At 30.5% G+C, this 25,936-nt stretch carries 23 protein-coding genes; 13 read left to right on the forward strand and 10 right to left on the reverse strand.

What is annotated here, in order from left to right; all coding sequences use genetic code 11:
• The first annotated feature begins 14 nt into the window (after nucleotides 1-14).
• From H9W90_RS11985 to H9W90_RS12015, 7 genes are all read left to right on the forward strand, one after another.
• The gene (locus H9W90_RS11985; protein ID WP_187481826.1) at nucleotides 15-1,199 is read left to right on the forward strand and encodes a type IV secretory system conjugative DNA transfer family protein; all 1,185 of its coding nucleotides are present in this window, start codon (nucleotides 15-17) and stop codon (nucleotides 1,197-1,199) included.
• Nucleotides 1,200-1,272: 73 nt separating this feature from the next.
• Nucleotides 1,273-1,737 carry a JAB domain-containing protein gene (locus H9W90_RS11990; RefSeq protein ID WP_187481827.1) on the forward strand — a complete coding sequence of 155 codons (465 nt, stop codon included), beginning with the start codon at nucleotides 1,273-1,275 and terminating at the stop codon, nucleotides 1,735-1,737.
• A gap of 59 nt (nucleotides 1,738-1,796) precedes the next feature.
• Nucleotides 1,797-2,543 (forward strand): DNA adenine methylase, encoded by a 747-nt coding sequence (locus H9W90_RS11995; RefSeq protein WP_254712486.1) that lies wholly within the window; start codon nucleotides 1,797-1,799, stop codon nucleotides 2,541-2,543.
• 28 nt (nucleotides 2,544-2,571) lie between these two features.
• Nucleotides 2,572-2,793 (forward strand): hypothetical protein, encoded by a 222-nt coding sequence (locus tag H9W90_RS12000; RefSeq protein WP_187481829.1) that lies wholly within the window; start codon nucleotides 2,572-2,574, stop codon nucleotides 2,791-2,793.
• A complete protein-coding gene (locus H9W90_RS12005; RefSeq protein WP_187481830.1) occupies nucleotides 2,783-3,379 on the forward strand; it encodes a hypothetical protein in 597 nt (198 codons plus the stop codon). Before H9W90_RS12000 ends, H9W90_RS12005 begins: the two co-directional genes overlap by 11 nt.
• Nucleotides 3,380-3,410: 31 nt before the next feature.
• Complete coding sequence (locus tag H9W90_RS12010) at nucleotides 3,411-3,917, forward strand: hypothetical protein (RefSeq protein WP_187481831.1); 507 nt, start codon at nucleotides 3,411-3,413, stop codon at nucleotides 3,915-3,917.
• Between the two features lie 2 nt (nucleotides 3,918-3,919).
• The gene (locus H9W90_RS12015) at nucleotides 3,920-4,360 is read left to right on the forward strand and encodes a hypothetical protein (RefSeq protein WP_187481832.1); all 441 of its coding nucleotides are present in this window, start codon (nucleotides 3,920-3,922) and stop codon (nucleotides 4,358-4,360) included.
• A 71-nt stretch (nucleotides 4,361-4,431) separates the two neighbouring features.
• On the opposite strand, the gene H9W90_RS12020 is transcribed toward H9W90_RS12015, so the two are convergent.
• From H9W90_RS12020 to H9W90_RS12065, 10 genes are all read right to left on the reverse strand, one after another.
• Nucleotides 4,432-7,446 carry a type III restriction-modification system endonuclease gene (locus H9W90_RS12020; protein ID WP_254712487.1) on the reverse strand — a complete coding sequence of 1,005 codons (3,015 nt, stop codon included), beginning with the start codon at nucleotides 7,444-7,446 and terminating at the stop codon, nucleotides 4,432-4,434.
• Between the two features lie 2 nt (nucleotides 7,447-7,448).
• The gene (locus H9W90_RS12025) at nucleotides 7,449-9,410 is read right to left on the reverse strand and encodes a site-specific DNA-methyltransferase (RefSeq protein WP_187481833.1); all 1,962 of its coding nucleotides are present in this window, start codon (nucleotides 9,408-9,410) and stop codon (nucleotides 7,449-7,451) included.
• A 62-nt stretch (nucleotides 9,411-9,472) separates the two neighbouring features.
• The gene (locus H9W90_RS12030; RefSeq protein ID WP_187481834.1) at nucleotides 9,473-10,240 is read right to left on the reverse strand and encodes a hypothetical protein; all 768 of its coding nucleotides are present in this window, start codon (nucleotides 10,238-10,240) and stop codon (nucleotides 9,473-9,475) included.
• Between the two features lie 12 nt (nucleotides 10,241-10,252).
• Complete coding sequence (locus H9W90_RS12035) at nucleotides 10,253-12,133, reverse strand: site-specific DNA-methyltransferase (RefSeq protein ID WP_187481835.1); 1,881 nt, start codon at nucleotides 12,131-12,133, stop codon at nucleotides 10,253-10,255.
• Nucleotides 12,134-12,194: 61 nt separating this feature from the next.
• Nucleotides 12,195-12,947: a DUF4391 domain-containing protein gene (locus H9W90_RS12040; RefSeq protein WP_187481836.1), complete on the reverse strand. Its 753-nt coding sequence runs from the start codon at nucleotides 12,945-12,947 to the stop codon at nucleotides 12,195-12,197.
• Nucleotides 12,948-12,951: 4 nt separating this feature from the next.
• Nucleotides 12,952-16,152 carry a helicase-related protein gene (locus tag H9W90_RS12045; RefSeq protein WP_187481837.1) on the reverse strand — a complete coding sequence of 1,067 codons (3,201 nt, stop codon included), beginning with the start codon at nucleotides 16,150-16,152 and terminating at the stop codon, nucleotides 12,952-12,954.
• A 160-nt stretch (nucleotides 16,153-16,312) separates the two neighbouring features.
• Nucleotides 16,313-16,549 carry a hypothetical protein gene (locus H9W90_RS12050; RefSeq protein ID WP_187481838.1) on the reverse strand — a complete coding sequence of 79 codons (237 nt, stop codon included), beginning with the start codon at nucleotides 16,547-16,549 and terminating at the stop codon, nucleotides 16,313-16,315.
• On the reverse strand, nucleotides 16,549-16,818 hold the full coding sequence (locus tag H9W90_RS12055; RefSeq protein ID WP_187481839.1) for a helix-turn-helix domain-containing protein: 270 nt from the start codon (nucleotides 16,816-16,818) through the stop codon (nucleotides 16,549-16,551). The genes H9W90_RS12050 and H9W90_RS12055 overlap by 1 nt, the downstream gene beginning before the upstream one ends.
• A 22-nt stretch (nucleotides 16,819-16,840) precedes the next feature.
• The gene (locus H9W90_RS12060; protein ID WP_187481840.1) at nucleotides 16,841-18,055 is read right to left on the reverse strand and encodes a site-specific integrase; all 1,215 of its coding nucleotides are present in this window, start codon (nucleotides 18,053-18,055) and stop codon (nucleotides 16,841-16,843) included.
• Between the two features lie 622 nt (nucleotides 18,056-18,677).
• Entirely contained in the window at nucleotides 18,678-19,712 is a 1,035-nt protein-coding gene (locus tag H9W90_RS12065; protein ID WP_187481841.1) for a LacI family DNA-binding transcriptional regulator, read from the reverse strand.
• 204 nt (nucleotides 19,713-19,916) lie between these two features.
• Between H9W90_RS12065 and H9W90_RS12070 the strand changes: the two genes are divergently transcribed.
• The 6 genes from H9W90_RS12070 to H9W90_RS12095 all read left to right on the forward strand — a co-directional run bounded on the left by H9W90_RS12070 (nucleotide 19,917) and on the right by H9W90_RS12095 (nucleotide 25,926).
• Nucleotides 19,917-20,822: a nucleotidyltransferase family protein gene (locus tag H9W90_RS12070; protein ID WP_187481842.1), complete on the forward strand. Its 906-nt coding sequence runs from the start codon at nucleotides 19,917-19,919 to the stop codon at nucleotides 20,820-20,822.
• A gap of 1 nt (nucleotide 20,823) precedes the next feature.
• The gene (locus tag H9W90_RS12075) at nucleotides 20,824-21,891 is read left to right on the forward strand and encodes a phosphotransferase enzyme family protein (protein WP_187481843.1); all 1,068 of its coding nucleotides are present in this window, start codon (nucleotides 20,824-20,826) and stop codon (nucleotides 21,889-21,891) included.
• Between the two features lie 10 nt (nucleotides 21,892-21,901).
• On the forward strand, nucleotides 21,902-23,206 hold the full coding sequence (locus H9W90_RS12080; RefSeq protein WP_187481844.1) for a sugar MFS transporter: 1,305 nt from the start codon (nucleotides 21,902-21,904) through the stop codon (nucleotides 23,204-23,206).
• A 101-nt stretch (nucleotides 23,207-23,307) separates the two neighbouring features.
• Entirely contained in the window at nucleotides 23,308-23,889 is a 582-nt protein-coding gene (locus H9W90_RS12085; RefSeq protein WP_187481845.1) for a HupE/UreJ family protein, read from the forward strand.
• A gap of 44 nt (nucleotides 23,890-23,933) precedes the next feature.
• A complete protein-coding gene (locus H9W90_RS12090) occupies nucleotides 23,934-24,359 on the forward strand; it encodes a deoxycytidylate deaminase (protein WP_187481846.1) in 426 nt (141 codons plus the stop codon).
• Entirely contained in the window at nucleotides 24,352-25,926 is a 1,575-nt protein-coding gene (locus H9W90_RS12095; protein ID WP_187481847.1) for a S41 family peptidase, read from the forward strand. The genes H9W90_RS12090 and H9W90_RS12095 overlap by 8 nt, the downstream gene beginning before the upstream one ends.
• The last annotated feature ends 10 nt before the right edge of the window (nucleotides 25,927-25,936 follow it).

Consider the following 25,936-nt stretch of genomic DNA (forward strand, 5'->3'; position numbering starts at 1 on the left):
GCTACATTTCAATTATGAAACCAAAGCGGAACCCAAACATTACATATTTTGCAGTTACTAATTGGCGAGAACGAAAAGACCTCTTTGGTATAAAACAAGAAGACCGTGCTTTTCACACGTATATTCTTGGAAAAACAGGTGCTGGAAAATCAAATTTACTCATTACCAAAATACTACAAGACATTAAACACAAGCGTGGTGCTTGTGTTTTTGATGTACATGGAGATTTAATAAATACGATATCTTTAAATATTCCACACTATCGTAAAGATGATGTTATTTACTTAAATATTCCCGATGGAAATTTAACATTTGGATATAATCCTCTTAAACGGGTTTCGTATGAAAAACGTTCATTGGTAGCAAGTGCTATCTTAGACAGTTTTCAGAAGCTTTGGAGTGGTGCTTGGGGTATTAAAATGGAGCATATACTGCGATATATCCTCTTAACATTACTCGACCAACCTAAGGCAAATATGCGAGATATTATTCGCATACTTCAAGATGAAGAGTACAGAAAAAAGTGCATCAATAATGTGGTCAATCCAGATGTGAAAAACTTTTGGCTTAAGGAATATGATAAGTATGGGAAAAATGATGTTACTCCAATACTCAATAAAGTAGGTGCTTTTTTGGTACATCCAACGATTAAGAGGTTACTAATAGATAATGCTGATTCTCTTTCTTTTCGTAAAATAATGGATGAAAAGAAAATATTGCTTGTGAATATTAGTAAAGGTTCATTAGGAGTTGATGTAGCTAATATTCTTGGTTCATTGTTGCTTTCTACTATTACTTCAGCTTCATTTAATCGTATTGATACAGAAGAACATTTGCGTGTTCCCTTTCATCTCTATTTAGATGAATTTCAAAACTACACAAATAAGACACTCACGGAAATGCTCTCTGAGTTACGAAAGTTTAAAGTTACATTAACCTTGGCACATCAATACCTACATCAATTAAGTGACGATATTAGATATGGGGTTTTAGGTAATGTTGGAACAGTAATTTGTTTTCGAATTGGTGCTGTTGATGCTGAATATATGTTAATGGAACATTACATAGAATTCTTACCTCTTACGTTAGGTGATTATGTGAATATGGAAAATTATCATGTATATGTAAAACTTATGATTGATGGAAAACCAAGTAAACCTTTTTCCGCAATAACGGTGTATTACAAGACTATTTTGTGACCCTTTTTAGTGGGTTTTTTAGATTTATGTAAAGTTCATACTAGCATCAAACAGAACCTTAAATTTAATAACCATGAACACATTACCAAGTACTGAACTACTCGGTAGTTCACAGATTGAAATTCACTACACACGACCTCCATTGAGTGATATATATCACGTAACACATTCAAGAAGCGCAAGTGCTATTTTAAGGAAACATATCAATGAAAGTCAGCTTGATTTTAGAGAAACCTTTTGGGTTATATCTCTTTCTAATTCGAATAGAGTTATTGGTATTACTGAAATTGCTACTGGAACACCAACGAAAGTATTAATTAATAAGCGATATATATTTCAAATAGCACTCCTTACAAATGCTTCAGGAATCATTATTGCCCATAATCACCCAAGCGGAAAACTAGAAAGCTCACGATGTGATAGAGCGATAACCCAGGATATTAAAAAACTTGCCTTCCTTATGGAAATAACTTTACTCGACCATCTTATTATTACTTCTGAATCATATTATTCTATGGCTGACGAAGGAGAGATGTAATTACCTTATTCCTCATTATGCCAAAAACTCCCATATCATATTATGGTGGAAAAATTAATATGATTTCTACTATTCTTCCATTAATTCCAAAACATAAAATATATACTGAAGCCTTTTTTGGTGGCGGTGCTATATTTTTTGCAAAGGAAAAAGTGGAAGCTGAAACCATTAATGATATTAATAATATGGTGGTTAACTTTTATGAAGTTATTCAAACAGATTTTGATAATCTTAAAGAAAAAATAGAAGCTACTTTATTCTCTCGCGCGACCTATACAGTTGCGTGGAGTATCTACCGAATGCCACATTTGTTTAACAAATTACAACAAGCTTTTGCCTTTTATATTGCCACTAACATGGGTTTCTCATGCAAAATTGGCTCATGGGGATATGACAAATACGGAAAGCGAGTAAAGGCTTTCTGGAATAAGAAAATGATTTTTGATGATGCAATTGCAAAGCGATTGGAACGAACTCAAATTGAATCAAACGATGCATGTAAGGTCATTAAAAGTAGAGATGCTATTGACGCTTTCCACTATGTTGACCCTCCTTACTATAACTCGAATATGGGCCATTATAGTGATTATTCAAAAGCTGATTATGAAAGGCTTCTTGAAACGCTTTCAAATATCAAAGGAAAGTTTCTTTTGAGTTCATATCCTTCAGATATTTTGGATGAACACATCACAAAGAATACGTGGTACACCAAAACCATAACCAAAGTACTTTCTGCATCAAAAGGAATTACAGGGCAAAAACGTAAAACGAAAGTTGAAGTACTCACTGCCAACTATCCTATTTAAAAATAATTAATCTTAAAATTTAATACACATGAAAAAAGTAATTGAAAAAACGGTCAACCTAGATTTGGTTGGTGTTAACGGCAATGCCTTTATGATTATGGGCGTATTTAGGAGACAAGCTAAAAAAGAAGGCTGGAGTCCTAAGGAAATTGAACAAGTTATGGTAGAGGCTAAAAGTGGCGATTACGTTCATCTTTTAGCAACCATTGAAAACCACTGTGAACCTAAAGACGAAAACCATGACAATTAAAGAACGAAAACAAATCTTATATTTTCTTGAAGGCTTTATGGCTAATATAGAAAGCCAAAAAGATAATAATATCAGTTCTAAATTTTTGAATCTTTTTTCAAGAAAAGAATTGATTGAAATTGTCCTATGGCTCTTTACCAACTATAACAAAAGTATGCTGACTGAAAAAACAGATATAGAATTGTTAGAGTTGATTGGAGACGATGCAAATGTACTTTCCTATGTAATAGAACAATGGAAAAATAACATTAGTGCTGTGCCTAAATTAAGCCAAGAAGATGTAAACAACTTCTTTGATGAGATACAGCTTAATATTCACTATTTGAGACATAAGCCTGTTGAACAATGGGATGATTATGATGTCAGTAACTACTATTCAATTTTATTCAAACGAGGAAAGACACAGCGTGTCTTTGCCATCTTTACCTCTGATGTGAAAGATGAAGAAAAATATGCAGTAACAACACAACCTTCATTCTTTTTTGATTCAAAGGAAGAAGCAGAACAAGAGGTGGAACGTATCTGTAATGAGACCAAACAAGGTGCATCTGATTTTGTGATACACACGCTTTGGAAAATATCCTAAAAACTAAATATTAATTTAAAAATGAGAAATTATGAGTAATGTAACTATTGTTGATGTTTTAATTGGAAACATCAAAGAAGATCAAATGCTACTTAATGTCCTAGAGGCAAAAATTGAGGAAGCAAGAGTGGAAAAACAAACGATTGTAAATCGATTAAAAGATTATCGAAAGGATGTATCAGTACTGCTAAAATATGCAGATGAGAGTAAGAAAAAAGAACTTGAGGAATTAGGTTTTAGTTTCTCTGAAACAGAACGAGGTTTAAATACCATTGCTTCTGCTACATACGATATTATTGTGAAGGCAAAAGATAATCAACTTACGAATGCTGAACTGTATGATGCGTATGTAAAATCTTTGAAAAACAAAGAAGATGCAGTTAATTATACTGAGTTCAATATTAAGTGTCGTTCATTGTTCAATACGCAACGTTTATTGCGTAAAAAAGGAACAGAACCAAAGTCATCACGTACTGATATTATATCTTTAAATGGACGAGTTATTCCAAAAGAAGAACCTGAAGTAAAAAAGAAATAACTATGAAAGATGATACTTATTTAGATGTATTTGATACAGAAGAGAAAGCAGTAGACCACGCTTTGTGGCTAAACTTTAAGTATCGAATTGCGGGAATTACTTTTGGAGTAATACCAGGACCTAAAAGAAACTTTGCGGTTTGTGAACAGGCTACTTTGGAAGAAATGGAAAATTCTTTTTTGGATATTTTACCAAAAGATTATTCTGAAATTTCTTATCGAAAACTTGATGTAATTCGACAAGATGAAGAGTTACTTCCTCATTGGGAAAAAATTGCGGGAATGGTATCCATTATGGATGGTGAAATTTTACGTTTCATTTTAGAAACTAAGATACCGCTTGAACGAATTATTCGTCATGAACTTGCCTTAAGAGGGTTTGATAAAAACCATCGTTGGTGTGGATTTAACAAAGCCAGAGAAATCTGGACTAATGAAAAATGAATACTAAAAACACTCATTATGATGAGTGTTTTTTAATACTGATAATTTATAAATTTGATTTCGTTTTTACCTTATTTCCCTGTAACAACATCTACAAAACTTTCGTAACTATTAGCTACTTCCAGCTTAATATCATCACCAAGTGCTTCAAAGTGTTTTTTACCACATTCAATCTTCCCTTTTTCTGTTGGTCGCAAGAACTCCCAAGATAATGTTCCTTTAGTTTCAACTACAAAGTATAGCTTACTTGAGGTTCCATCATCCCAAAGAACTGCCCAATCTGGGTTATAAGTTCCCAAAGGAGTATCGATTTTGAACCAAGATGGTAACTTTGCATAAACCTTAACCTCTTCACTTAATTCAAAGTCTTTTGTAATATCTTTTTCAATTGCAGAATCATATATAACATGGTCAAAAGGGCTTTTGGTTGATTGAGCCAAATTTTCTTTTATATACCCAACAAGTTCGTCTCCTTCAAATAGTTCCTGTTTATAATATTCTCCTACACCTATTTTTTGGTAAGAAATTCCGTCAACAATAAAGTGCCTCATTTCTGTTTTTATCAATCGAATGGCTTCATCAATAAATCGTTGTGGATTATTTTTAAAAGCATCCAATCTACCGCTCATAACTAAAATATCTACAACCGTTCTTCTTGTTAAGTTTGTTTCGTTCTGTAAATAACTTACAACATCTGGTAAGTAAATAAATTTTGACTCAACCAATGAAGTTGACTGAGAAGTTTCCGTTGCTTCTACTCCACCTTTTGTAATTTCTGCTTTGGCTTTTTTGAAAATAAATTTACCACGTCCTGCAATTAAATTATCTCTAATAGATTCTGCACATTTTTTAACAAGTTTTTCTGTATCAAATTTAACAGAATAAGTTGTTTTATATTTAACCTTATCCCAAAGAGACTTAAAATCGTCACTTAAAAATACGTGTTTATTAAGCTTAATATGCTTTCGTTCTTCTGCGTTTTTAACATTAAGGTTTCCAGCTATTTTTTTAAGTGTTTTTAAAATAGGTGTTTTTAAATACTCATAAGCTTCAGGAATTTCAACTTCGTTATTTTTAAGGTCAGTTTTAAGTGTGTCTTGAACCTTCCCTTTTAAATCGATGTATCCTTTTTCAAGCATATAGTCATAAAGCTTCTCTGAATTTTGTTCACCAAAATATTTATTATCCTCACCTTCAATACCTGTAGCTAAATTTGCAAAGGTGTGTGTCTCTAATATTCCAAATCTTATTCCTGTATCCTTTTCAATTTCGTTCTGCAATTCAGTAACAAAATCTTCATAAGATTGATTTGCCATGACAGTAAGAGTATTTACCTCAAAACCACGAATACGTTCTCCTTGTTGATTTACAGCCAAACGTAAACCACGACCAATTTCTTGGCGTTTTTTCATATCAGAACTGGTTTCGTTAAGCGTACAAATTTGGAATACATTTGGATTATCCCATCCTTCCTTTAGAGCCGAGTGTGAAAAGATAAAGCGTAATTTAGAATCAAAACTCAACAAACGCTCCTTATCTTTCATAATAAGATTATAAGCATCATTATCTGCATTTGTAGTACCACTTGAGTCTTTAAAAAATTCAAATTTGTCCTTTTTATTACTCTTCTTACTCTTTTTATCGATAGAGAAATAACCATTATGTATATCTTTTACTTCAGCATCTAAATCCTTAATACCTTCAAATAGTGTTTTATATTTGGGATGTTTTATGTGTTTAATATATTCTTCCTCAAACATTTGTGCGTATTTACCATTATTAGCAACACCATCTTCATCATATATTCTATAGTTGGAAACCTTATCCAGAAAGAATAAACTCAATACCTTAATATCTTTTGGATTAAGAAGTAACTCTTTATTAAGATGCTCTTCTATAGTTTTACTTATTTGTTTCCGTTTAATCAAATCATCATCTACAGAACCAATAACTTGCCCAAGGCTTAGATAGTCTGGTTTACTTGTAAAGTCGATATATTCATTACCTCTTTCTGCACTTATATCTTTAATAATGTAGCCTTCATAGACTTCCCTTCTCGTTACATCTTCATATAAATCTACACCCTGTTTTACCCATTTTTTTTCGCGAGTTAGTTTTCCATTTTTAAATGAATCAACTTCAACATAGGCACGCAAACCACTTTTATTATCAACTTTTAAGAGTTTTATATAGGCTTGATTGTGAACATTCTCTACTTCAAGAGATGCTACTTCGATTTGTTTAACAAGCTTTTGTTCATAAGCATCAACAGAGTCTAATTTATACATTAGATTATGCTTTTCCTTGTGTGTTGCTGAATAACGTAAAGTACAAAGTGGGTTTAAAGAGCTAATAGCTTCTTTCGCTTTCGCTGTTGTATCTACTGATTGTGGCTCATCAATAATGACAATTGGATTTGTAGAGCTAATATAATCAATAGGTTTATAACCACTTAGTTTATCATTTGTACGGTGGATAATATTTGCAGAAGTTTCCTTTGAAATATTGGTAAAACTTTTACGAAAAGCATCAATATTGATTACCATGATTTGAATATAATCGTTGGTCGCAAAACTTCTAACTTGTTCTAATTTACTTGAATCGTAGGTGAAAAAATCATAATTCACATTGTCATAAATTCCCTTGAAGTGATCTTTGGTAATATCTAATGATTTATTTGTTCCTTCTTTAATAGCGATTGATGGAACTACAATAATAAATTTAGTGAACCCATATTTTTTATGCATTTCAAAAATAGAACGTAGATAAACGTATGTTTTACCTGTTCCTGTTTCCATCTCAACAGAAAAGTCTCTTGAGTTTAGTTCCTTGGTTTGCTTTAAACCATTTCGAAGCTGTATTTTCTGTACATTCTCTAGCAATTCTTCATCTAATAAAGAGAGTTTGTTACCAACACCAAGTTCTGTAGTAAACATTGCAGATTGTCCTGTATGGTCTTGAATAGGAGCAACAGTAAAGTTTGTTGTGCAAATTTCTTGACCTTCAAAAATATCAGTTATAGATTTTATAGCTTCTTGTTGGTACTCAAGATTTCCTTCAAATTTTAGTTTCATTTCTTTTGCCATAATTATATACTTCTTACTTCTTCAATATTGTGTTGCTTTAACTTCTGCATCACATTGGTTTTTTCTGCACTATCTTTAAATCCGTTGTCTTTGAATACGACTCTACAGATTTCAGGGTTTAATTCTTTTTTTAGTTCTGCAATACCTTCTGCAACTGCAACAGTAATGTTGTCTGCTAAACACACAAGTAATGCTCCAGCACCTACGTTAAATACTTTTGCTCCTGCAATTTCGTGTTCCGTAATTGGTAACGTTAGGTCTAAACCATATTTAAGTAGAATCTCGAATAGTAAATCACTTTCTGAACGTCCTTCTTTGATGTTTTCTACAGCATCGAGTAGGTTTTGCTCTAGATTTTCTGCTTCTGGAGACCATGCTTTGATGTTAGAACTATCAAGTTTGAATACTTTGAAGCCTAAATCTAAATCTTTTGCTTTTTCTGGGTGTTCTTCTGTTATTTTTTTTGAGGCATTAACAATTCTTTTTTTACTTATTTCAGTAATAAATTTAAAGCCTTTTTTGTACGCATCATGATTTTTTTCTACAGGTTCAGGAAGTTGAACCATTACATATTTTCTTTGTTGATTATCATCTGCATTTAATTCCATAACCGCATGAGCTGTAGTTGATGAGCCTGCAAAAAAATCAAGGATAATATCGTCATTTTTAGCAATAGGAATAATAATTTTTTTAGCAACATCAACAACTTTAGGTGTATCAAATACAACATCTAAATCCTTAAGTAAGTCGTCATCACTTCCACCAAAATACATCAATGAAGATACATTTTCATTCATATTTTCCTTAAGAAGGTATTTTCTATTTGGTTGAGTTCCTTCATCTTTTCCAAATAAGATTAAATCTTCACTCAATAATCTTTCCATTGTTTTAGAAGGGTTTCTCCAACCCTTATCTGGAACTGGGCAAGGTTTTTTTGTAACAGGATGTATTAATGGAATATTGTAATCTTCAGGAGATTGTTTTTTATTCGGCCAAGTCATTGATACAGGACGATAAACATCACCTTCATCATCAATAAACGAATATGCCTTTTCTCCACCAGAAAAATCTTGGGTTTTAATCCAATCCTTAAATTGTTTTCTAACAGAATCATTAACGACACCTTCTTTTTTAATTAATTTTTCTGCTTTCTGTATAATTGCTAAAGCATTTTCTTTTGGTCTTTTGAATTCATTATTAGTCAAAAAATTCTCTCTATTTTTTGCAAAGAAAATTATTTGCTCGTGCTGATACGCAATACCTTTAGCATCACCCTTAGGGTTTCTTTTATCCCAAATAATTGTTCCTAAATTATTTTCTTCTCCAAAAATTTCATTTAAAAGTTTTTCAAGATTTGAATACTCATGTTCATCAATATGAATTGATATCACCCCATCATCAGTAAGTAAGTTTCTCGCCAACTTCAAACGAGGGTACATCATATTCAACCAGTTGGAGTGGTAACGACCACTAGCATCACTATTGGTGCTTAACTTTCTACCATCTTCATCTTTTTGACCTGTTAATTCAAGGTAGTTAGATAGATTGTCTTTGTAGTTGTCTTTGTACACAAAATCTTTACCTGTATTGTAAGGAGGATCTATGTAAATCATTTTTACTTTTTGGTGGTAGCTTTTTTGAAGTAATTTTAGTACTTCTAAATTATCTCCTTCAATGTAGAGGTTTTGGGTGTTTTCCCAATCTACACTTTCTTCTGGAGCAGGACGTAGGGTTCCTGTACTTGGTTTCTGCGCCTCTTTTCGAGCATTTGACTTACCATTCCATGAAAAGCTAAAACGTTCGTTTTCAGCATCAATATGGTCTCCAAGAGTAGCTTGAAGTTCTTGCCAATCAATCTTCCCTTCTTTAAAAACTTCAGGAAACAGTTGCTGTAACTGCTGAATGTTTTCTGAAACGATGTCTGCACTTTTGCTTAATGGGTCGTTATGGTCGATTTTGTTCATGACTTCATTATATATTATAAACTTTTAATCTAAAAACGATGATTTTTTTTAAACACACTAATTTATAGATTAAAAAAACCGTTAGTATCATAGATTCCAACTAGTTTAACAGGAGGTGTTTTTGTAAAATCTACTTTAAACACCTTAATATTTGATATGTTGTCATTAAAAACAGGTCTTGTTTCTCTTACATTATAGACAATACCTAGTCTAACATTTGCTTGATTAGCTAAGGCAGATAACAAACGGAAATTTCTATAATCGTCTGGGTATGGAGCCCAATTACCTATTGCTATATAAGATCTCTTCAATTCATATATTCTTTGAACAGCACCAGCTGGTGTAAGTTTCCATAAATCGATATCGGAAACAGTTAAAGCTCTTCCTAAGTGACCTCTCTGCCATTTATGATAAGCACTCGAAGTTCTATCGTTAAGATATTTATCAGTAGCTGTATTTGAAACAGGAAGTCCATTTTGACTAAAAACATCTCTCAATTCCGCAAGTGTGATTTCAGTAGGTTCATTTGTAACATCATCAGCTACTTTAACATTTTCGATTTCAACGTCTGTATTAAATTTGATGACTTTTATTGGTAAATTACAGCTTGTAGCTAAGGTATTTAGTAGATTAAACGCCTCAATTTGATGTGCAGTGTAACCAGCATTATATTCATTGTTATCTGCACCTATAACAAGGGCAAGAAGTTTGGGTACACAACCGTTATCACCGTAAACTAATTGCCAGAGATTTCCAGAACAAAATTTAAAATTTTTTAATTGGTTGGCGTTTATATGATCGTAAATGGCATTTCCTTTATAATAGTTCATCTTTTTTGGGTTTTAAATACTTCTTACTTCTTCAATATTGTGTTGCTTTAACTTCTGCATCACATTGGTTTTTTCTGCACTATCTTTAAATCCGTTGTCTTTGAATACGACTCTACAGATTTCAGGGTTTAATTCTTTTTTTAGTTCTGCAATACCTTCTGCAACTGCAACAGTAATGTTGTCTGCTAAACACACAAGTAATGCTCCAGCACCTACGTTAAATACTTTTGCTCCTGCAATTTCGTGTTCCGTAATTGGTAACGTTAGGTCTAAACCATATTTAAGTAGAATCTCGAATAGTAAATCACTTTCTGAACGTCCTTCTTTGATGTTTTCTACAGCATCGAGTAGGTTTTGCTCTAGATTTTCTGCTTCTGGAGACCATGCTTTGATGTTAGAACTATCAAGTTTGAATACTTTGAAGCCTAAATCTAAATCTTTTGCTTTTTCTGGGTGTTCTTCTGTTATTTTTTTTCCTGCTAACTTAATACGTTGTTTACCAATTTCTGCAATTGTTTTATATCCAAACTTATAAGCTTCGCTAGTTTCTTCAGTTGGTTCAGGAAACTGAACTTGAATGTGCTTAATATCTAACTCCTCTTTTAAATTGAAGTTCATTACAGATTGTGCAGAGGTCGATGATCCAGAAAAGAAATCAATAAATACGTCATTAGCTTTGACATTAGCAATTCTCATTAAATTCTCAATAAGCCTAACTGGTTTAAGTGTTTCAAATATGGTTTTACCACTTTCACCAAAAAGTTTTATAAAATCTTTTTTTGCTTCATCGGTATGCCCATAATCTGTATAAGAAAAGAATGAGGAAGCAACTCTACCCTGTTTTACTTCTGATAAAAATTGCTTTGAACTTGGAAAACTTGTTCCATCTTTACCAAAATAAATCCTATTATCTATTAATAATTCTCGCATTTTAGGCTCCGAATAAGCCCAATGTTTTCCTTGAGGTACATCATATTCCTCTCCTGTTGTAGGGTTTTTAATTATATAATGACCTCCAGTTCTTTCTCCAGCAGCAACTAAATCTCCAGATTTCCAGTTACCTCTAGAATCACTATCTAGATTTTTATACCTCTTATTCATTTTTTCTGTTCGAGGTAATAGTCCAATTTGGAAATTATTTAAATGCTTTGCGTAAATCAATACAAATTCGTAATCATTAGAAAGATATCTTGCTTGGTTTTTAGGACTATAAACCTTTTGCCAGCCAGCTTGAGATATAAAGTTTTCTTCTCCAAAAATCTCATTACAAATTTTACGGAGATTATCGACTTCATTATCATCTATAGAAATAAATATCACTCCATCTTCGGTAAGTAAGTTTCTCGCCAACTTCAAACGAGGGTACATCATGTTCAACCAATTGGAGTGGTAACGACCACTAGCATCACTATTGGTGCTTAACTTTCTACCATCTTCATCTTTTTGACCTGTTAATTCAAGGTAGTTAGATAGATTGTCTTTGTAGTTGTCTTTGTACACAAAATCTTTACCTGTATTGTAAGGAGGATCTATGTAAATCATTTTTACTTTTTGGTGGTAGCTTTTTTGAAGTAATTTTAGTACTTCTAAATTATCTCCTTCAATGTAGAGGTTTTGGGTGTTTTCCCAATCTACACTTTCTTCTGGAGCAGGACGTAGGGTTCCTGTACTTGGTTTCTGCGCCTCTTTTCGAGCATTTGACTTACCATTCCATGAAAAGCTAAAACGTTCGTTTTCAGCATCAATATGGTCTCCAAGAGTAGCTTGAAGTTCTTGCCAATCAATCTTCCCTTCTTTAAAAACTTCAGGAAACAGTTGCTGTAACTGCTGAATGTTTTCTGAAACGATGTCTGCACTTTTGCTTAATGGGTCGTTATGGTCGATTTTGTTCATAGATTCAATTATATGCTAAAACTGTAAATTTAAAAAACTATACTCCTGATTGGTATAGTTTTTAAGATAATTTATTTATTAAATTTTGCCTCTTTGTTTCATTAGCTTTCAATTTTATATTTAAATTTACTTTATCGCTAAAAACAGTTTCTTTTTTTATCTGACTCTTAATACTAATCATTTCTTTTTCAATCTCTTCAATATTTTTTAAAATACTAGCATCTTTAGTTACTTCTTTTTTGTCTTTTATATTGAACTTACCAGTTAATAGACTTGTTTCGTACTGATGAATTAACTTAGCAAAGTTTTCATAGAAAGATTTAAGATGAAGTGTATTAAAAGTTTTAGTGTCTAAGTGCCTTAAAAAGCTACTATTAATTTCGTTATTAGAAGTTTTATCTAAATAACTAGATGTAATTATCTCATCTATTGTTCGCTTTAATTTATCTGTTTGATTTATGCTTTTTTTGGCAATTGATATGGCAAATTCATTTTCAACTTCCAATAATAAAACTAGTGGATATGGCATACTTTTCTGTAAAATATTTACCACTTGTTTGGTATATTTAGTATCCATAAAACCAATAGAAATAATTTGAACTTCATCATAACTTTCAAGCTTAGTTATGAATTCAGGAATTGCGCTATTAAAAGGTTTATAACTTGCCAACCAGCGAATATCAGTAATAATTTCTTTTAAAACTTTTTTCTCTGTTGCATTTAATGAGCTGTTATTACTTATTGCAACCTTTGTAATTCTCTTATCAATTACACAACGCTCGTCTATATTTAATAATTGGATTAGATTATTCATAGTTCTAATTTTTAATTACTAAATAAGAAATTAATTCAAAGTCATCCAGAGATCTTAAATCATCATTTAAACTTGCTGTACCTCCAGCCGTAAATAAACTTGCGATTCCTTTTTCTTCATTTTTTCCAAGAATTTCTTGAACTGCTGTTTCTAGCAACTCAATGTAAGTATTCATAGTTTTTCCTTGTTTGGTTTCCTTTTTAAATTCGTTAACCAAATCAACAAAAACGTCTGTTTCACTTGAAGATAATTTCTGATAAATATCTAGAATTTTTTTACTTTGTGTAAAACTAAATACTAACTCCCCTTCTGTACTTACATAAGTCAAGAAATATGGGTCTATAGGGTTATGATGCCCTTCTTTTTTATTTTTCTTGCGCTGTTTTAAACAAAAAATAACGCCTTCTTTCAATCCATCTATATTAACTTTGGTTACTGCATGAATACCTGTAGGTGTTTGTTCTAAAATACCCACATTTTCCTTCAAGTATTCCATCAAATCCATTTTGAAGTCGTTGAATGTGAAATCTGTAATTGAAATACCGCCATGAATATCTTCTAAATCAACAACCTCATTTTGCATCTGTTGTAATTGCTTTCTTCGGTAGTCTAAATCATTCATTTCGCCATTATCTTCAATAACGTTTTCCTCTCCTGTAGCTGAAATATCTAAAAGCACCATTCTTCCACTCACTCTTGCCTCAAGGTTAATATATTCATCTAGCTCCATATTCGGCCAGAAATTAACTAATTGTATTTGATTGTTAATAGAACCTAGCCTATCTATACGTCCAAAACGTTGAATGATTCGAACAGGGTTCCAATGAATATCATAATTAACAAGAAAATCACAATCTTGGAGGTTTTGTCCTTCAGAAATACAATCTGTTGCAATTAAAAGATCTATCTCTTCTGTTAAATCTGGGTAAATTTTATTTCGCTCTTTAGATCGTGGAGAAAAATTAGTAAGCAACTCATTTAAGTCTGTTCTAATGCCTTTCATGGTTGTTTTGTTACTTCCACTTCCAGTAATTAATGCAGTATTGATTTTATGTTGGTCTTTTGCCCATTTGCTAATATCGTTATAAAGGTAATTTGCTGTATCAGCAAAGGCGGTAAATATTATTACTTTATTGTTGCCTTCGTTTAATTGCTGATTAATTTTATTATGAATTAACTCTTTTAATTGAATGAGTTTAGCATCCCTATCTTCATTAATAGTTTTTGTCTCTTCTGAAAGTTTGCTTAGACGAGATTTATCTTCTTCTAAATCTTGTTTCCATCGTATTAAATCTAAATCTTGAATTAATACTTTTACCTTGTTACCAATTAGAAAATCATCAAGAGTTGGGTCATCAGTATCAATATCTTCAATAGACAAATCATCATCAGAATAATCTTCTTCGTTTTTAATTTTTTCTAAAAGAATATCAATTTTTCCTAAAAGTTTTTCAAGTGTTAATCCAAAAGAATTAATGGAACTTTCCATTCTTTTTAAAAGGTTAACACGCATTAAATGAATTAAACTTTGTTCTCGATCTACTTGTTTAAAAACGCTACCCGATTCCAAGGTTAAATCGTAACTTCTATTGTATTCTTCTTGCTTGTCTGGTCTGACATACTTAAGAGGAGAATACGCACTTAAATTAAGTTTTCTAATTTCCCTATTAATGTCTTGTAAAGACGAAAATTCATCTAATATATCAATATTAGATTTAACATTTTTAGGAAGTAAACGCTCTGGAAACTTGCCTATATTTTTCAAATCATAATAGCGTTCAATATGCTTTCTTGAACGTGCAATTGTAATTAGATCTAACAATTTGAAATACCTAGAATCTAGTGACTCTAATAATTGAGATGATTTTTTATTTTCGTCAGGATTTTTTAACCACTTGTTAAATTGAGTTTGAGCAATTTTCATTACGTGATTAATATTGTCTATACCATATCCAGAAAATGCTGTTTCTTGACCTTCAGTAATGAATGCAACTTGATTTTTAAGATCATTCATTCGATTATTTACGGGAGTTGCAGATAACATTAAAACTTTCGTTTTTACACCAGCCTTAATTATTTGGTTCATCAATTTCCCATAACGTGTTTCCCTGTCGCGTCTTGGATTATTATTTCTAAAATTGTGAGACTCATCGATAACAATTAGGTCATAGTTACCCCAATTAATAGTTTCTAAATTAATTGAGCCAGACAGCCCACGTTCTCTATTTAAGTCTGTATGATTTAATACATCATAATTAAATCTGTCATCCGCTAAGATATTTCTCTTATCGTTAAGCGTGTAAACCGTCCAGTTATCACGAAGTTTTTTAGGACAAAGCACAAGCACTCTATCATTTCTTAATTCATAATATTTAATTACTGCTAATGCTTGAAAAGTTTTACCTAAACCAACACTATCTGCAAGAATGCACCCTCCATACTTTTCTACTTTATCAATAGTTCCTAAAACACCATCCTTTTGAAATTTATAGAGTTTGTTCCACACTAGAGTATCTTTGAAACCTGTCTTAACTTTAATTATTTTGTCTTCATCTAAATCTACTAAATAATCTTTGAAGATATTATATAAAGTGAAGTAGTATATGGAAGATGGAGAATTATCTTTGTAAGCAAGCTCTAATTGTTCTAAAACTTCTTTTTTAACATCAGTCATTAAGGCTTCATTGTTCCAATTCTGATTAAAGAAGTTTAACATCTGCTCAGTAACTTCAGCATCATTAGTTACCGTATTCATTGTAATCTTATCATTTGGAGCGAAACCTAAATCTGATGCTGATAAATTTGATGTGGATATATTTATACCTGTAGATTCAATACCATCTAAGTGAATTAAATTAGTACCTATTACACCTGGCATTTTAGTGGATTTTATCTCTGCTTTAGCTTTAATCCAGTCTGCACATTCTTGCGCTATTTTATGGATATTTAGTTGATTTTTAAATCTATATTCATATTTATCACCATTAATATCCGTAGGCGAGTCTGTAAAAAACTGACGATCCCTAACATTAAAAAGACCAGAACTTAAAATAATTTTTAAGCTCTCTATTTTTGAAAGTTCTTGTTTTAAGTGAGAGAATCCATAAATTGTAAAATAAGCAGCAATAATTGATGCTTTATCATTATTCTTTATGTTCTCGATTAGGGTATCTCCTAAGGTTTTTTTAGTATATATATTAGCCATTATTCTTTTTCGTGAGCAAAACTACTTTTTACAAACAGGTTATGTTTATCATACCACTGTATTTTGTTTTAATAAATTTAGAGCAATTTAGTTTGTTAAAAATAAGGAATTAAAAAACTCTAGCAAAGTTGCTAGAGTTTAAAAAATTTTAGAATTTATTTTATCTTTCAAAATCAATATCTTGACTCCTTTGTTTTTTAGAAAGTAATTTATTTATTTCTTGAGTTCGTGATTTTACTCTTTTTTTATCAAAAGAAGATTTACCATCATTTAGACCCAACATGAAATCATTTGAATTCGTTGTTTTAATGATTTGCTCAATAAGCTTTGGATTATGTTCTGCTAGTAGATATGCGTAATTAAATCCTTTTAAATATTGTTCACTTAATTTATCCATTAAAATGATTTTTTAGTGTGATTATTAAGGTATTTCATAATTGAATCATAATCATATAAAATGATTTTCTTTTGTGGTTGTGTAAACGTAATACTTCCTTCATCACGAAGTTTTTGAAGGGTTGTTTTACTTTTTATATTCAAAATTTCCATTGCACGATCTGGTGACACCCATTTGTCTTGTGTAATATTTTTCTTTTCTTTTAATCGATCAACAACTTCCTCAATTAATAAATAAAAAGCTTCGTCTTGTAAGCAAATAACTTCCATAGGCTAAAGATAAAATAAATTTTTAAAAATCTATTACTTTATCCAAGGCATCATCTGTGTCTTTATGCATAAAGTTAGATTGGTAATTTATTGTTGTTGTAATAGAGGAATGTCTATATAACTTCTGCAACATTTGAATAGGTATTTTATCTCCAGAGATATTTCCAAAAGTATGCCTTGCAATGTGCATGGTTAACTTTTTATTAATTTCTGCTTTTTCTGCTATCGTTTCCAAATATTTATTAAACTTTTTATTAGCTGTTTTTGTTTTTGCTAATATATCTTTATCACTTTTTAGGTTCGCTTCTTTAAGCTCTGGAAATATAAAGTCATGCTGTTTTAACTTCTCTTTTCTATATTCTTCTATTATTGGTAAAACCTTATTAGGTAGTTTTAAAGATAATAATTTGTCATTTTTATTCATTCGATAATGAAGCCTATCGTCATAAATATCATCCCATTTTATTTTCAATACATCTGCAACTCGCATACCTGCCAAATAAAAACTGAAGAGCCAAACATTTCTTGCATGCAATTCTTGTTCATTAAGATTATCTAATGATTCTATCCTTTTAACCTCATTAGCTGATAAACCAACCTTCTCTGTTTCTGGAAACTTAATTCTGATTTTACCTTTTCCAAAAGGATATAATTTACTATCAACTATTCCCTGTCTGATGGCTTTATTAAATAAGGTGCGAATTACAATAAGATTGTTAGTAATTGAACGTGGAGAATTTTTCCTCTTAACCCTAAGGTGAGTAATAAAATCTTTCAAAAATTCTTCATTAATTTCTTTAAAAGATAGATTATCTGAACCCGAAAAATTGATGACATGATTGACTCTTGGTTTATCAGAACTCAAACGTGTCAATTTTTTATTTGCTTCCAATTCTGACAGATACTTTTTACTAACGCTATTAAAACTCTCTTCATTAAAAGGTTTTACTATCTGTTTTTTTATTTGTTTTGAAGAAAATTCTTTATGATTTGATTGTAGTTCAATTACAGTATCGCTTGCTTCAGCTAACTTCTTAACTAATAAGTTATTTAGGCGAACTGAATTTGGGTGTGATTTTTTTATTTTTCTTTCTACTTCATCCCAATGATGAGATTCAATGTAATGTCCAGTATAGATAACGTTAGCTTTTCTATTTTTCACAATCCTAATCATCAAGGGGAATAGCCCTTCTTTATTAGGTTTTTTACGAAGTATTAATCTTATGCTTGATGCCATTGTATAAAAATATGTATATTTATAATATGTTGTAAATAAGGGTTATATAGCAAAAGTAACACTTTTAGGTCAAACATAGGTCAAACAAAAGCTGATTTTATACAGTTTTATATACATTTATAAACCCTTACAAATAAGGGTAAGTGTTTGAAAATTAGCACAAATAGATACATATTGAATCATTATAAACTGGATTCAAAATCCAGTTCTTTCGGGAGTGTGGGTTCGATTCCCACCTTGAGTACTAAAGAAAAACCTCAACTATTTGATTCAAATAGATTGAGGTTTTTTAAATTTATTAATTGTACTGTTTATGTACAATTAAATTATCTACTATCTATTTAGAAAGAATTTTGTCATTTTTAAGTTCTTTAAATCTATGTGTATTAGAATAAGTTTTTTTTATTAAAAACCAAGATACCTGAAAGAATACAAAGGTGAAGTTTGTATGTTTCAGTAAAAACTAAAACTTTTTCTTCTATAATGTAACCAAAATCATTATCAAAAATCTTATTTAAAAGAAGTATATCACTCGCCATTTTTTTTGCTTAATGTGTTTCCATATTTAAAATTTTTAAAGTGTGGGACAGTGTTCTAACTTGAGGCGTTTTTAGACCAGATTCTAGTTTTCTAAATATGTTTCTAAATTTTCTGTATTTACAATATCTATTGGCAATAAGCTTTTTGCAGGTATTTTTTTGTTGAAAAGTAAGTGTTCAACTAAATAAGTTAAACCTAAATAGACTTGCTTTTTTGGGTTTTGGTGAATTAAAAAATCGATATGATTGCTTTTTAAATATCGAATGTTCTCATTTAATAAATCGTAACCAATAATTTTAATATCTTTTCCTTTTGTAAATTCAGCAACACTATAAGTCTTTGAGGTGGTAACAAAAATTCCTACTAAATTTTTATTTAAATTTAAAACATGATTAATTTTTTCTTTCAGATCTATATTTTTAAAACCATATGTAGTTATTTGATAATTAGACTCTTTTAATTCATTAAAATAAGCTCTAAAACCTTTTTCTTTTTCTTGCATGTGTATTGCATTATTAAAATCTTCATCTATATGAATAATAGCAATATTAGAATTATTAGGAACTATAATTTTCATTAAACTAGCAGCAACTCTTCCGCTTTTAAATAAGTCCTGACCAACAAAGTTTGTGGTATTTTCTATTTCTAATTGATTGTTAAACTTACTTACAATAATATTAGAAGCTGCATAACTGGTTGCAATTTTAATAGTTTCTTTATAAAATAAAGGAGTTAATAAAACCGCATTTGGCGATAATTTTAAGACCTTATTGTTTACAGTTACAAAAGACGCTACATCATTTGGGTTAAAAAGAAAAGGCTCTATAAATACACCAAAAGATGCAAACTCATTAATTGCTTCTTGAATTCCTTCATAACAAGGAAGCCAAAAAGAATCTTCTTTATAATCTGGTAAAACAACACATATATGATATTCTTTTGTGTTCTTTAAACTTCTTGCTAATAAATTTGGTTTATAGTCTATCTCGTTTAAAACTGCATTTACTTTTTCTAAAGCTTTTGTAGAAACTTTTCCTCTTTTATGAATAACTCTATCTACAGTTCCTTTAGAAACATCTGCAAGTTTTGCAATATCCTTAATTGTATATTTCTTCATTAAGACAAATATATAATTTACTTTACAAAAAAGTGTGCTCGATAACAATACCAAGTGTGTTCGAGCACATTTTTTATAATTTTGCTTTTTTTATACATATTTATTATATAGTTTTGTAAAAATGATAACAGTTTTACCATTACAAAAAAACACATAAATATCTGTTTATTAATTACTTAAAATATACTATAAAAAATATATAAAATGAAAAAACCAACTTTAGTCATATTAGCCGCAGGAATGGGAAGTAGATATGGAGGATTAAAACAAATGGACACTTTTACACCTGAAGGAGATACAATTATAGATTTCTCTCTTTATGATGCAATTCAAGCAGGCTTTGGTAAAGTTGTTTTTATTATTAGAAAAAGTTTTCAAGCAGAATTTAAAGCAACTTTTAATGAAAAATTAGCTGGAAAAGTTGAGGTAGAATATGTATACCAAGAATTAGAAAATGTACCAGAAAAATATGTAAACCCACAAAGAGTAAAACCATGGGGAACAGGACATGCTCTTTTAATGACTAAAGGTGTTGTAAAAGAAAATTTTGCAATTATTAATGCAGATGATTTCTACAGCAGAGAAGCTTTTAATGCTATTGCAGAGCAGTTAAGAAATACTGATGAAAATAGTTACAACTTTAGTATGGTAGCCTATTCTCTAAAAAATACAGTTTCAGATAATGGTTATGTTTCTAGAGGAGAATGTACTGTAGACAAAAATGGTTTTTTAACGGATGTTACAGAAAGAGTTCGAATAGAAAAAATAGATGGAGTACTAAAGAGTGAAAACGATTCTGGAGAAATGCTTCCTATAAATGAAAATACAACAGTTTCTATGAATATTTGGGGATTTACACCTAAATGTTTTGAGTTTGGTGATGAATTATTTTTAGACTTTTTAGAGAGTAATAAAAAAAACTTAAATGCAGAATTTTATTTACCATCTATTGTAAATAAAATGTTAGCAGGAAATAAAGCTTCTGTAAAAGTTTTAGAATCAGACTCTAAATGGTTTGGAGTAACTTATAGTGATGACAAAGAAAAAGTACAGAAAGAGATTAATAAGATGAAAGAAAACGGAGTTTATCCAACTAAATTATGGAACTAAAATGAAAGTAGAAACTATAAAATCCATCTTTAATGAGTTCGATCATCAATCGAATTATGTTAGTCATTCAGAATTAAATTCTGGTCATATTAACGACACTTTTTTGGTGAAAACAGATGGTTCTAAAGACTATATTCTTCAAAGAATAAATCATAAAATTTTTAAAGATGTTCCTGGTTTAGTTAATAATAAAGTTTTAACAAGCAAACATCTAAAAAGTAAATACCCAAACCTTTCTGAAGATGAATTAAGTGTAAAAGTTTTGAGTTTTGTAAAAAGTAAGAGTACAGATTTTTACTACTTCAAAAAAGGAGAAGATTTTTGGAATGTGATGATTTTTATTGACAATAGTGTTACACACGAAATTGTAAAAGATAAAGAAATAGCTTATGAAGGAGGAAAACTTTTAGGCGATTTTTTAAACAGTACATCAGATTTTGATAGTAGTAAATTAATAGACGTTATTCCTAATTTTCATGACATGTCTTTTCGCTACAAACAATATGCTTCTTCACTTCAAAGTGCTTTAAAGGAACGTTTACTAAAAGCCTCTAAATACATAAAAATTGTATCAGAATTAAAAGAAGAGATGCATGTTCTACAAAATTTAAAACAAGAAGGAAAAATTCCTGTAAGAGTAACACATAATGATACTAAAATATCAAACTCTCTTTTTACAAAAGATAATAAAGGTATTTGTATGATAGATACAGATACAGTAATGCCAGGAATTATCCATTACGATTTTGGAGACGCTATTAGAACCATTTGTAATTCAGCAGCAGAAGATGAAAAAGATTTATCTAAAGTTGCTTTTAATTTAGAATATTACAAAGCGTATGAAAAAGGTTTTTTAGAGAAATCTAGAGATTCTTTGTCAGAAATAGGATTGAAACACTTGCCTTTAGCAGCAAAAACAATGATTTTTATTATGGCTCTTCGTTTTTTAACCGATTATTTAAATAACGACATCTATTATAAAACCGAATATTCAGAACACAATTTAGATAGAGCAAAAAATCAATTTAAATTGATAGAGAGTTTTTCTGAAAAAATAATTAACCAATAAACTTATAATTATGCAACAAAAAAATAACACCACCGCAATTGTAATTATTGCAAGCTTATTTTTCATCTTCGGCTTTGTAACATGGATTAACGGTGCGTTAATTCCGTTTATGAAAACAATTAACGAACTAACAGATGCACAATCTTATTTGGTTGCTTCTGCTTCTTACATCTCATTTGTTGTAATGGCATTGCCAGCATCTTATATTTTAAACAAAATTGGCTACAAAAAAGGAATGTCTTTGGGGTTAATAATTATGGCAATTGGTGCTTTGGTTTTTATCCCTGCTGCAGAGGCAAGAACATATTGGGTATTTCTTGCGGGTATATTTATTCAAGGAATTGGAATGACAATTTTACAAACTGCTGCAAATCCATACATCACAATTTTAGGACCAATTGAAAGTGGTGCAAAACGTATTGCTATTATGGGTATTGCAAACAAAACTGCTGGTGCTTTAGGTTCATTAATTTTTGGAGCTTTATTATTATCAGGTATTGATCAAACAAAAGAAAAACTTGCTGGCGCAACTTTAGCAGAGAAAAATGTATTGTTAGATACCATGGCAGATAGTGTTTTTATGCCTTATGTAGTTATGGCAATTGTTTTATTCGTTTTAGGAATGTTAATTAGAAAAGCTCCATTACCAAATGTTGAAGCTGATGAAACAGAAGTTATAGAAGATGGAAAAACTGCAAAAACAAGCATTTTTCAATTCCCGAATTTATGGTTGGGTGTCTTAGCATTGTTCGTTTATGTTGGTGCAGAAGTTATTGCTGGTGATACTATTATTGCTTACGGAATATCACTTGGTTTTACGGGTGAAGAAGCAAAGTTTTTTACCACTTACACATTAATGGCAATGGTTGCTACCTATGCTTTAGGCGTTTTCTTAATTCCTAAATATGTAAAACAAAAAACTGCTTTAATTGCCAGTGCAGTTTTAGGAATCGTTTTTAGTTTTTGCATTTTAAATACAACTGGTTTTACCTCAATATTATTTGTGGCAGCTTTAGGTGTCGCTAACGCTTTAGTTTGGCCAGCTATTTGGCCTTTAACTTTAGATGGTTTAGGAAAATTTACAAAAACGGGTTCTGCACTTTTAATTATGGCAATTTCTGGTGGCGCAATTATTCCGCCATTATATGGTAAAATTGTTGATGCAAATAAAGAAGAATTAGTTTCCAATGGTTTACAAGAAGCACAGGCAATGGCAAATGCTTCTACAGACAGTTATTGGATTTTAATTCCTTGTTATATAATCATACTATTATTTGCTATTTGGGGGCACAAAATAAAAAATTGGAGTAAATAAAAATTAACTTTTAAAAGGAATAAATAATATTTTAAAGGCAACAAATTCGTTGCCTTTTTCGCTTTTTTAATATCTTTGAAATTCCTCTAAATTTATAAAAAATGAACGATTTTATTCTTTACTTCAAAATGGGTCTAACGCATGTGTTAGATTTAAAAGCTTATGATCATATTTTATTTCTAATTGTTTTAGCTGTTGTTTTTAGCTTTAATCAATGGAAAAAAGTATTGTGGTTGGTTACTCTTTTTACATTAGGTCATTCTGTAACTTTGGCATTATCTGCTTATGGAATTCTAAAAATAAGAATGGATTTAATTGAGTTTTTAATTCCTGCAACTATTTTCATAACTGGTGTAATGAATGTTTTAACTGCAAAAAAATCTTCAACAGGTAAAGAAAACATAAATTTAATCTTTGCTGTTTTCTTTGGTTTAATTCATGGTCTTGGCTTTTCTAACTATTTTAAAATGATGGTTGGTAGAGAAGAAGATAAATTATTTCCTTTAATAGAATTTGCACTTGGTATAGAAGCTGCACAAATAATTATTGTATTAGGAATATTAATTATTGGTACAATTCTTCAGAACTTTTTTAGAGTTACTAGAAGAGATTGGGTATTAGTATGCTCATCAATTGTAATAGGTTTTTCAATTCAAATGATGATAGACCGCGTTTTTTGGTAAGAAATTAACTTGGTGTTTCTACAAATCTTTTTACTTTCGTTATTATGACAGAAAAAAAGCAATTAAAATACGATAATGCTTACTTAAAAATGGCTTTAGAATGGGGGAAATTATCTCATTGTAAACGCAAACAAGTTGGCGCATTAATTGTAAAAGATAGAATGATAATTTCTGATGGCTTTAACGGAACTCCAACTGGTTTCGATAATTGTTGTGAAGATGAAGAAGGTCTTACAAAATGGGAAGTTTTACATGCAGAAGCAAATGCAATTTTAAAAGTTGCCTCATCTACTCAATCTGCAAAAGGCGCAACTTTATATATTACATTATCACCTTGTACACAATGCAGTAAATTAATTCATCAAGCAGGTATAGAACGTGTTGTTTATGCAAGAGCATACAGAGATACTTCTGGTTTAGAATTTTTAGAAAAAGCAGGAGTAAAAATCAAGTATTTACCCTATGAATAATAAAAACAACCTCCCAATTTACTTTTCTTTAGCTGTAATTATAGGAATTTTAATAGGTGTTTCTTTTGGCGGAAGTTCGTCTAATATATTGTCGTTATCTAAAAATTCATCACAAGAATTAAAGATAAAAAGACTTATCAACTTTATTGAAAAAGATTATGTAGATACCGTTAATACAGAAAATCTTTTAGATGGTGCAATTACACAAATGTTGGGTAAATTAGATCCGCATTCTGTGTATATTCCAAAAGAAAACCAACAAGCCAACATAGAAAATATGCAAGGTAATTTTGTTGGTATTGGCGTTCAATTTAGAATGATAAATGACTCAATTACTGTTATACAACCTATAAAAGGTGGACCAAGTATAAAAGCCGGAATTAAAGCTGGAGATAGAATATTAATGGCTAATAAAGATACTTTGTTCGGTAAAGATATGTTAAGTGGTAACGTGCCAAGCTATTTAAAAGGAAAGCCAAATACTAAAATTGACCTTCAGATTTACAGAAAAAGTAACGATTCTCTATTCAATGTAAATTTAACTCGTGGCAAAGTAAATATTAAAAGTGTAGATTTAGCTTATATGATTAACGATTCTGTTGGTTATATAAAATTAGATCGTTTTGCTAGAAATACATATTCAGAATTCAAATCATCATTAGACAATTTAATAGATGATGGAATGACAGATTTGGTTTTAGACCTTCGTGGAAATGGTGGTGGATTTATTGATATTGCAAATAGTATTGTTGATGAGTTTTTGGAAGATGATAAATTAATTGTCTTTACAAAAAACAATAAAAACTTAATTGAAGAATCTTTTGCAACCTCAAAAGGAGATTTCGAAAAAGGTGGTTTGTATATTTTAATTGATGAAAATTCTGCATCTGCATCAGAAATTGTTGCAGGAGCTCTACAAGATAATGACAAAGGAACCATCATTGGAAGGCGTTCTTTTGGTAAAGGTTTGGTTCAAATAGAAATGGATTTAGGTGATGGCTCTGCAGTTCGTTTAACAACTGCACGTTATTATACTCCAACAGGTCGTTCAATTCAAAAACCCTACGATCATGAAGGAAATAAGAATTATTATAAAGATTATCAAGAACGTATTTCTAGCGGAGAACTGTTAAGTAAAGACAGTATAAAGGTGGTAGATTCTTTAAAATTTACAACTCCTAAAGGAAAAGTAGTTTATGGTGGTGGTGGTATAATACCAGATGTTTTTGTAGCAATAGACACTACTTCTTACATGTCTAATTATTATTTTAATACCATTAATAATTTTGCTTTTGATTATGTAGATAATAATAGAAAAGCGCTTCAAAAATGGGATATTAATACTTTTATAACAGATTTTGATACAGATGAAACTGTTTTAGATCGTTATCTCTCTGAAATAAAAGACACAATAAAACCTTCTTTTCAGGCAAAACAAAGTATAAAAAAGTATTTAAAAGCTTCAATTGCTAATACACTTTTTGGCGATGTTGGTTTTTATAGAATTATGCATTTAGACGATAAAATGCTTCAGAAAGTATTAGAGTTGGAAAGTACAAACGAATAGCTTTTCTTTG

Origin of the sequence: Polaribacter pectinis, assembly GCF_014352875.1 — a bacterium.
Lineage (GTDB): Bacteria > Bacteroidota > Bacteroidia > Flavobacteriales > Flavobacteriaceae > Polaribacter > Polaribacter pectinis.

Coding starts and splice junctions, on each gene's coding strand:
- H9W90_RS12010 (WP_187481831.1), top strand. CDS start 3,411: ATGAGTAATGTAACTATTGTTGATGTTTTAATTGGAAACATCAAAGAA.
- H9W90_RS12045 (WP_187481837.1), bottom strand. CDS start 16,152: ATGGCTAATATATATACTAAAAAAACCTTAGGAGATACCCTAATCGAG.
- H9W90_RS12060 (WP_187481840.1), bottom strand. CDS start 18,055: ATGGCATCAAGCATAAGATTAATACTTCGTAAAAAACCTAATAAAGAA.
- H9W90_RS12035 (WP_187481835.1), bottom strand. CDS start 12,133: ATGAACAAAATCGACCATAACGACCCATTAAGCAAAAGTGCAGACATC.
- H9W90_RS12025 (WP_187481833.1), bottom strand. CDS start 9,410: ATGAACAAAATCGACCATAACGACCCATTAAGCAAAAGTGCAGACATC.
- H9W90_RS12085 (WP_187481845.1), top strand. CDS start 23,308: ATGAACGATTTTATTCTTTACTTCAAAATGGGTCTAACGCATGTGTTA.
- H9W90_RS12065 (WP_187481841.1), bottom strand. CDS start 19,712: ATGAAGAAATATACAATTAAGGATATTGCAAAACTTGCAGATGTTTCT.
- H9W90_RS12075 (WP_187481843.1), top strand. CDS start 20,824: ATGAAAGTAGAAACTATAAAATCCATCTTTAATGAGTTCGATCATCAA.
- H9W90_RS12020 (WP_254712487.1), bottom strand. CDS start 7,446: ATGGCAAAAGAAATGAAACTAAAATTTGAAGGAAATCTTGAGTACCAA.
- H9W90_RS11985 (WP_187481826.1), top strand. CDS start 15: ATGAAACCAAAGCGGAACCCAAACATTACATATTTTGCAGTTACTAAT.
- H9W90_RS12050 (WP_187481838.1), bottom strand. CDS start 16,549: ATGGATAAATTAAGTGAACAATATTTAAAAGGATTTAATTACGCATAT.
- H9W90_RS12090 (WP_187481846.1), top strand. CDS start 23,934: ATGACAGAAAAAAAGCAATTAAAATACGATAATGCTTACTTAAAAATG.
- H9W90_RS12070 (WP_187481842.1), top strand. CDS start 19,917: ATGAAAAAACCAACTTTAGTCATATTAGCCGCAGGAATGGGAAGTAGA.
- H9W90_RS12030 (WP_187481834.1), bottom strand. CDS start 10,240: ATGAACTATTATAAAGGAAATGCCATTTACGATCATATAAACGCCAAC.
- H9W90_RS12005 (WP_187481830.1), top strand. CDS start 2,783: ATGACAATTAAAGAACGAAAACAAATCTTATATTTTCTTGAAGGCTTT.
- H9W90_RS12080 (WP_187481844.1), top strand. CDS start 21,902: ATGCAACAAAAAAATAACACCACCGCAATTGTAATTATTGCAAGCTTA.
- H9W90_RS12095 (WP_187481847.1), top strand. CDS start 24,352: ATGAATAATAAAAACAACCTCCCAATTTACTTTTCTTTAGCTGTAATT.
- H9W90_RS12040 (WP_187481836.1), bottom strand. CDS start 12,947: ATGAATAATCTAATCCAATTATTAAATATAGACGAGCGTTGTGTAATT.
- H9W90_RS12000 (WP_187481829.1), top strand. CDS start 2,572: ATGAAAAAAGTAATTGAAAAAACGGTCAACCTAGATTTGGTTGGTGTT.
- H9W90_RS11995 (WP_254712486.1), top strand. CDS start 1,797: ATGATTTCTACTATTCTTCCATTAATTCCAAAACATAAAATATATACT.
- H9W90_RS12055 (WP_187481839.1), bottom strand. CDS start 16,818: ATGGAAGTTATTTGCTTACAAGACGAAGCTTTTTATTTATTAATTGAG.
- H9W90_RS11990 (WP_187481827.1), top strand. CDS start 1,273: ATGAACACATTACCAAGTACTGAACTACTCGGTAGTTCACAGATTGAA.
- H9W90_RS12015 (WP_187481832.1), top strand. CDS start 3,920: ATGAAAGATGATACTTATTTAGATGTATTTGATACAGAAGAGAAAGCA.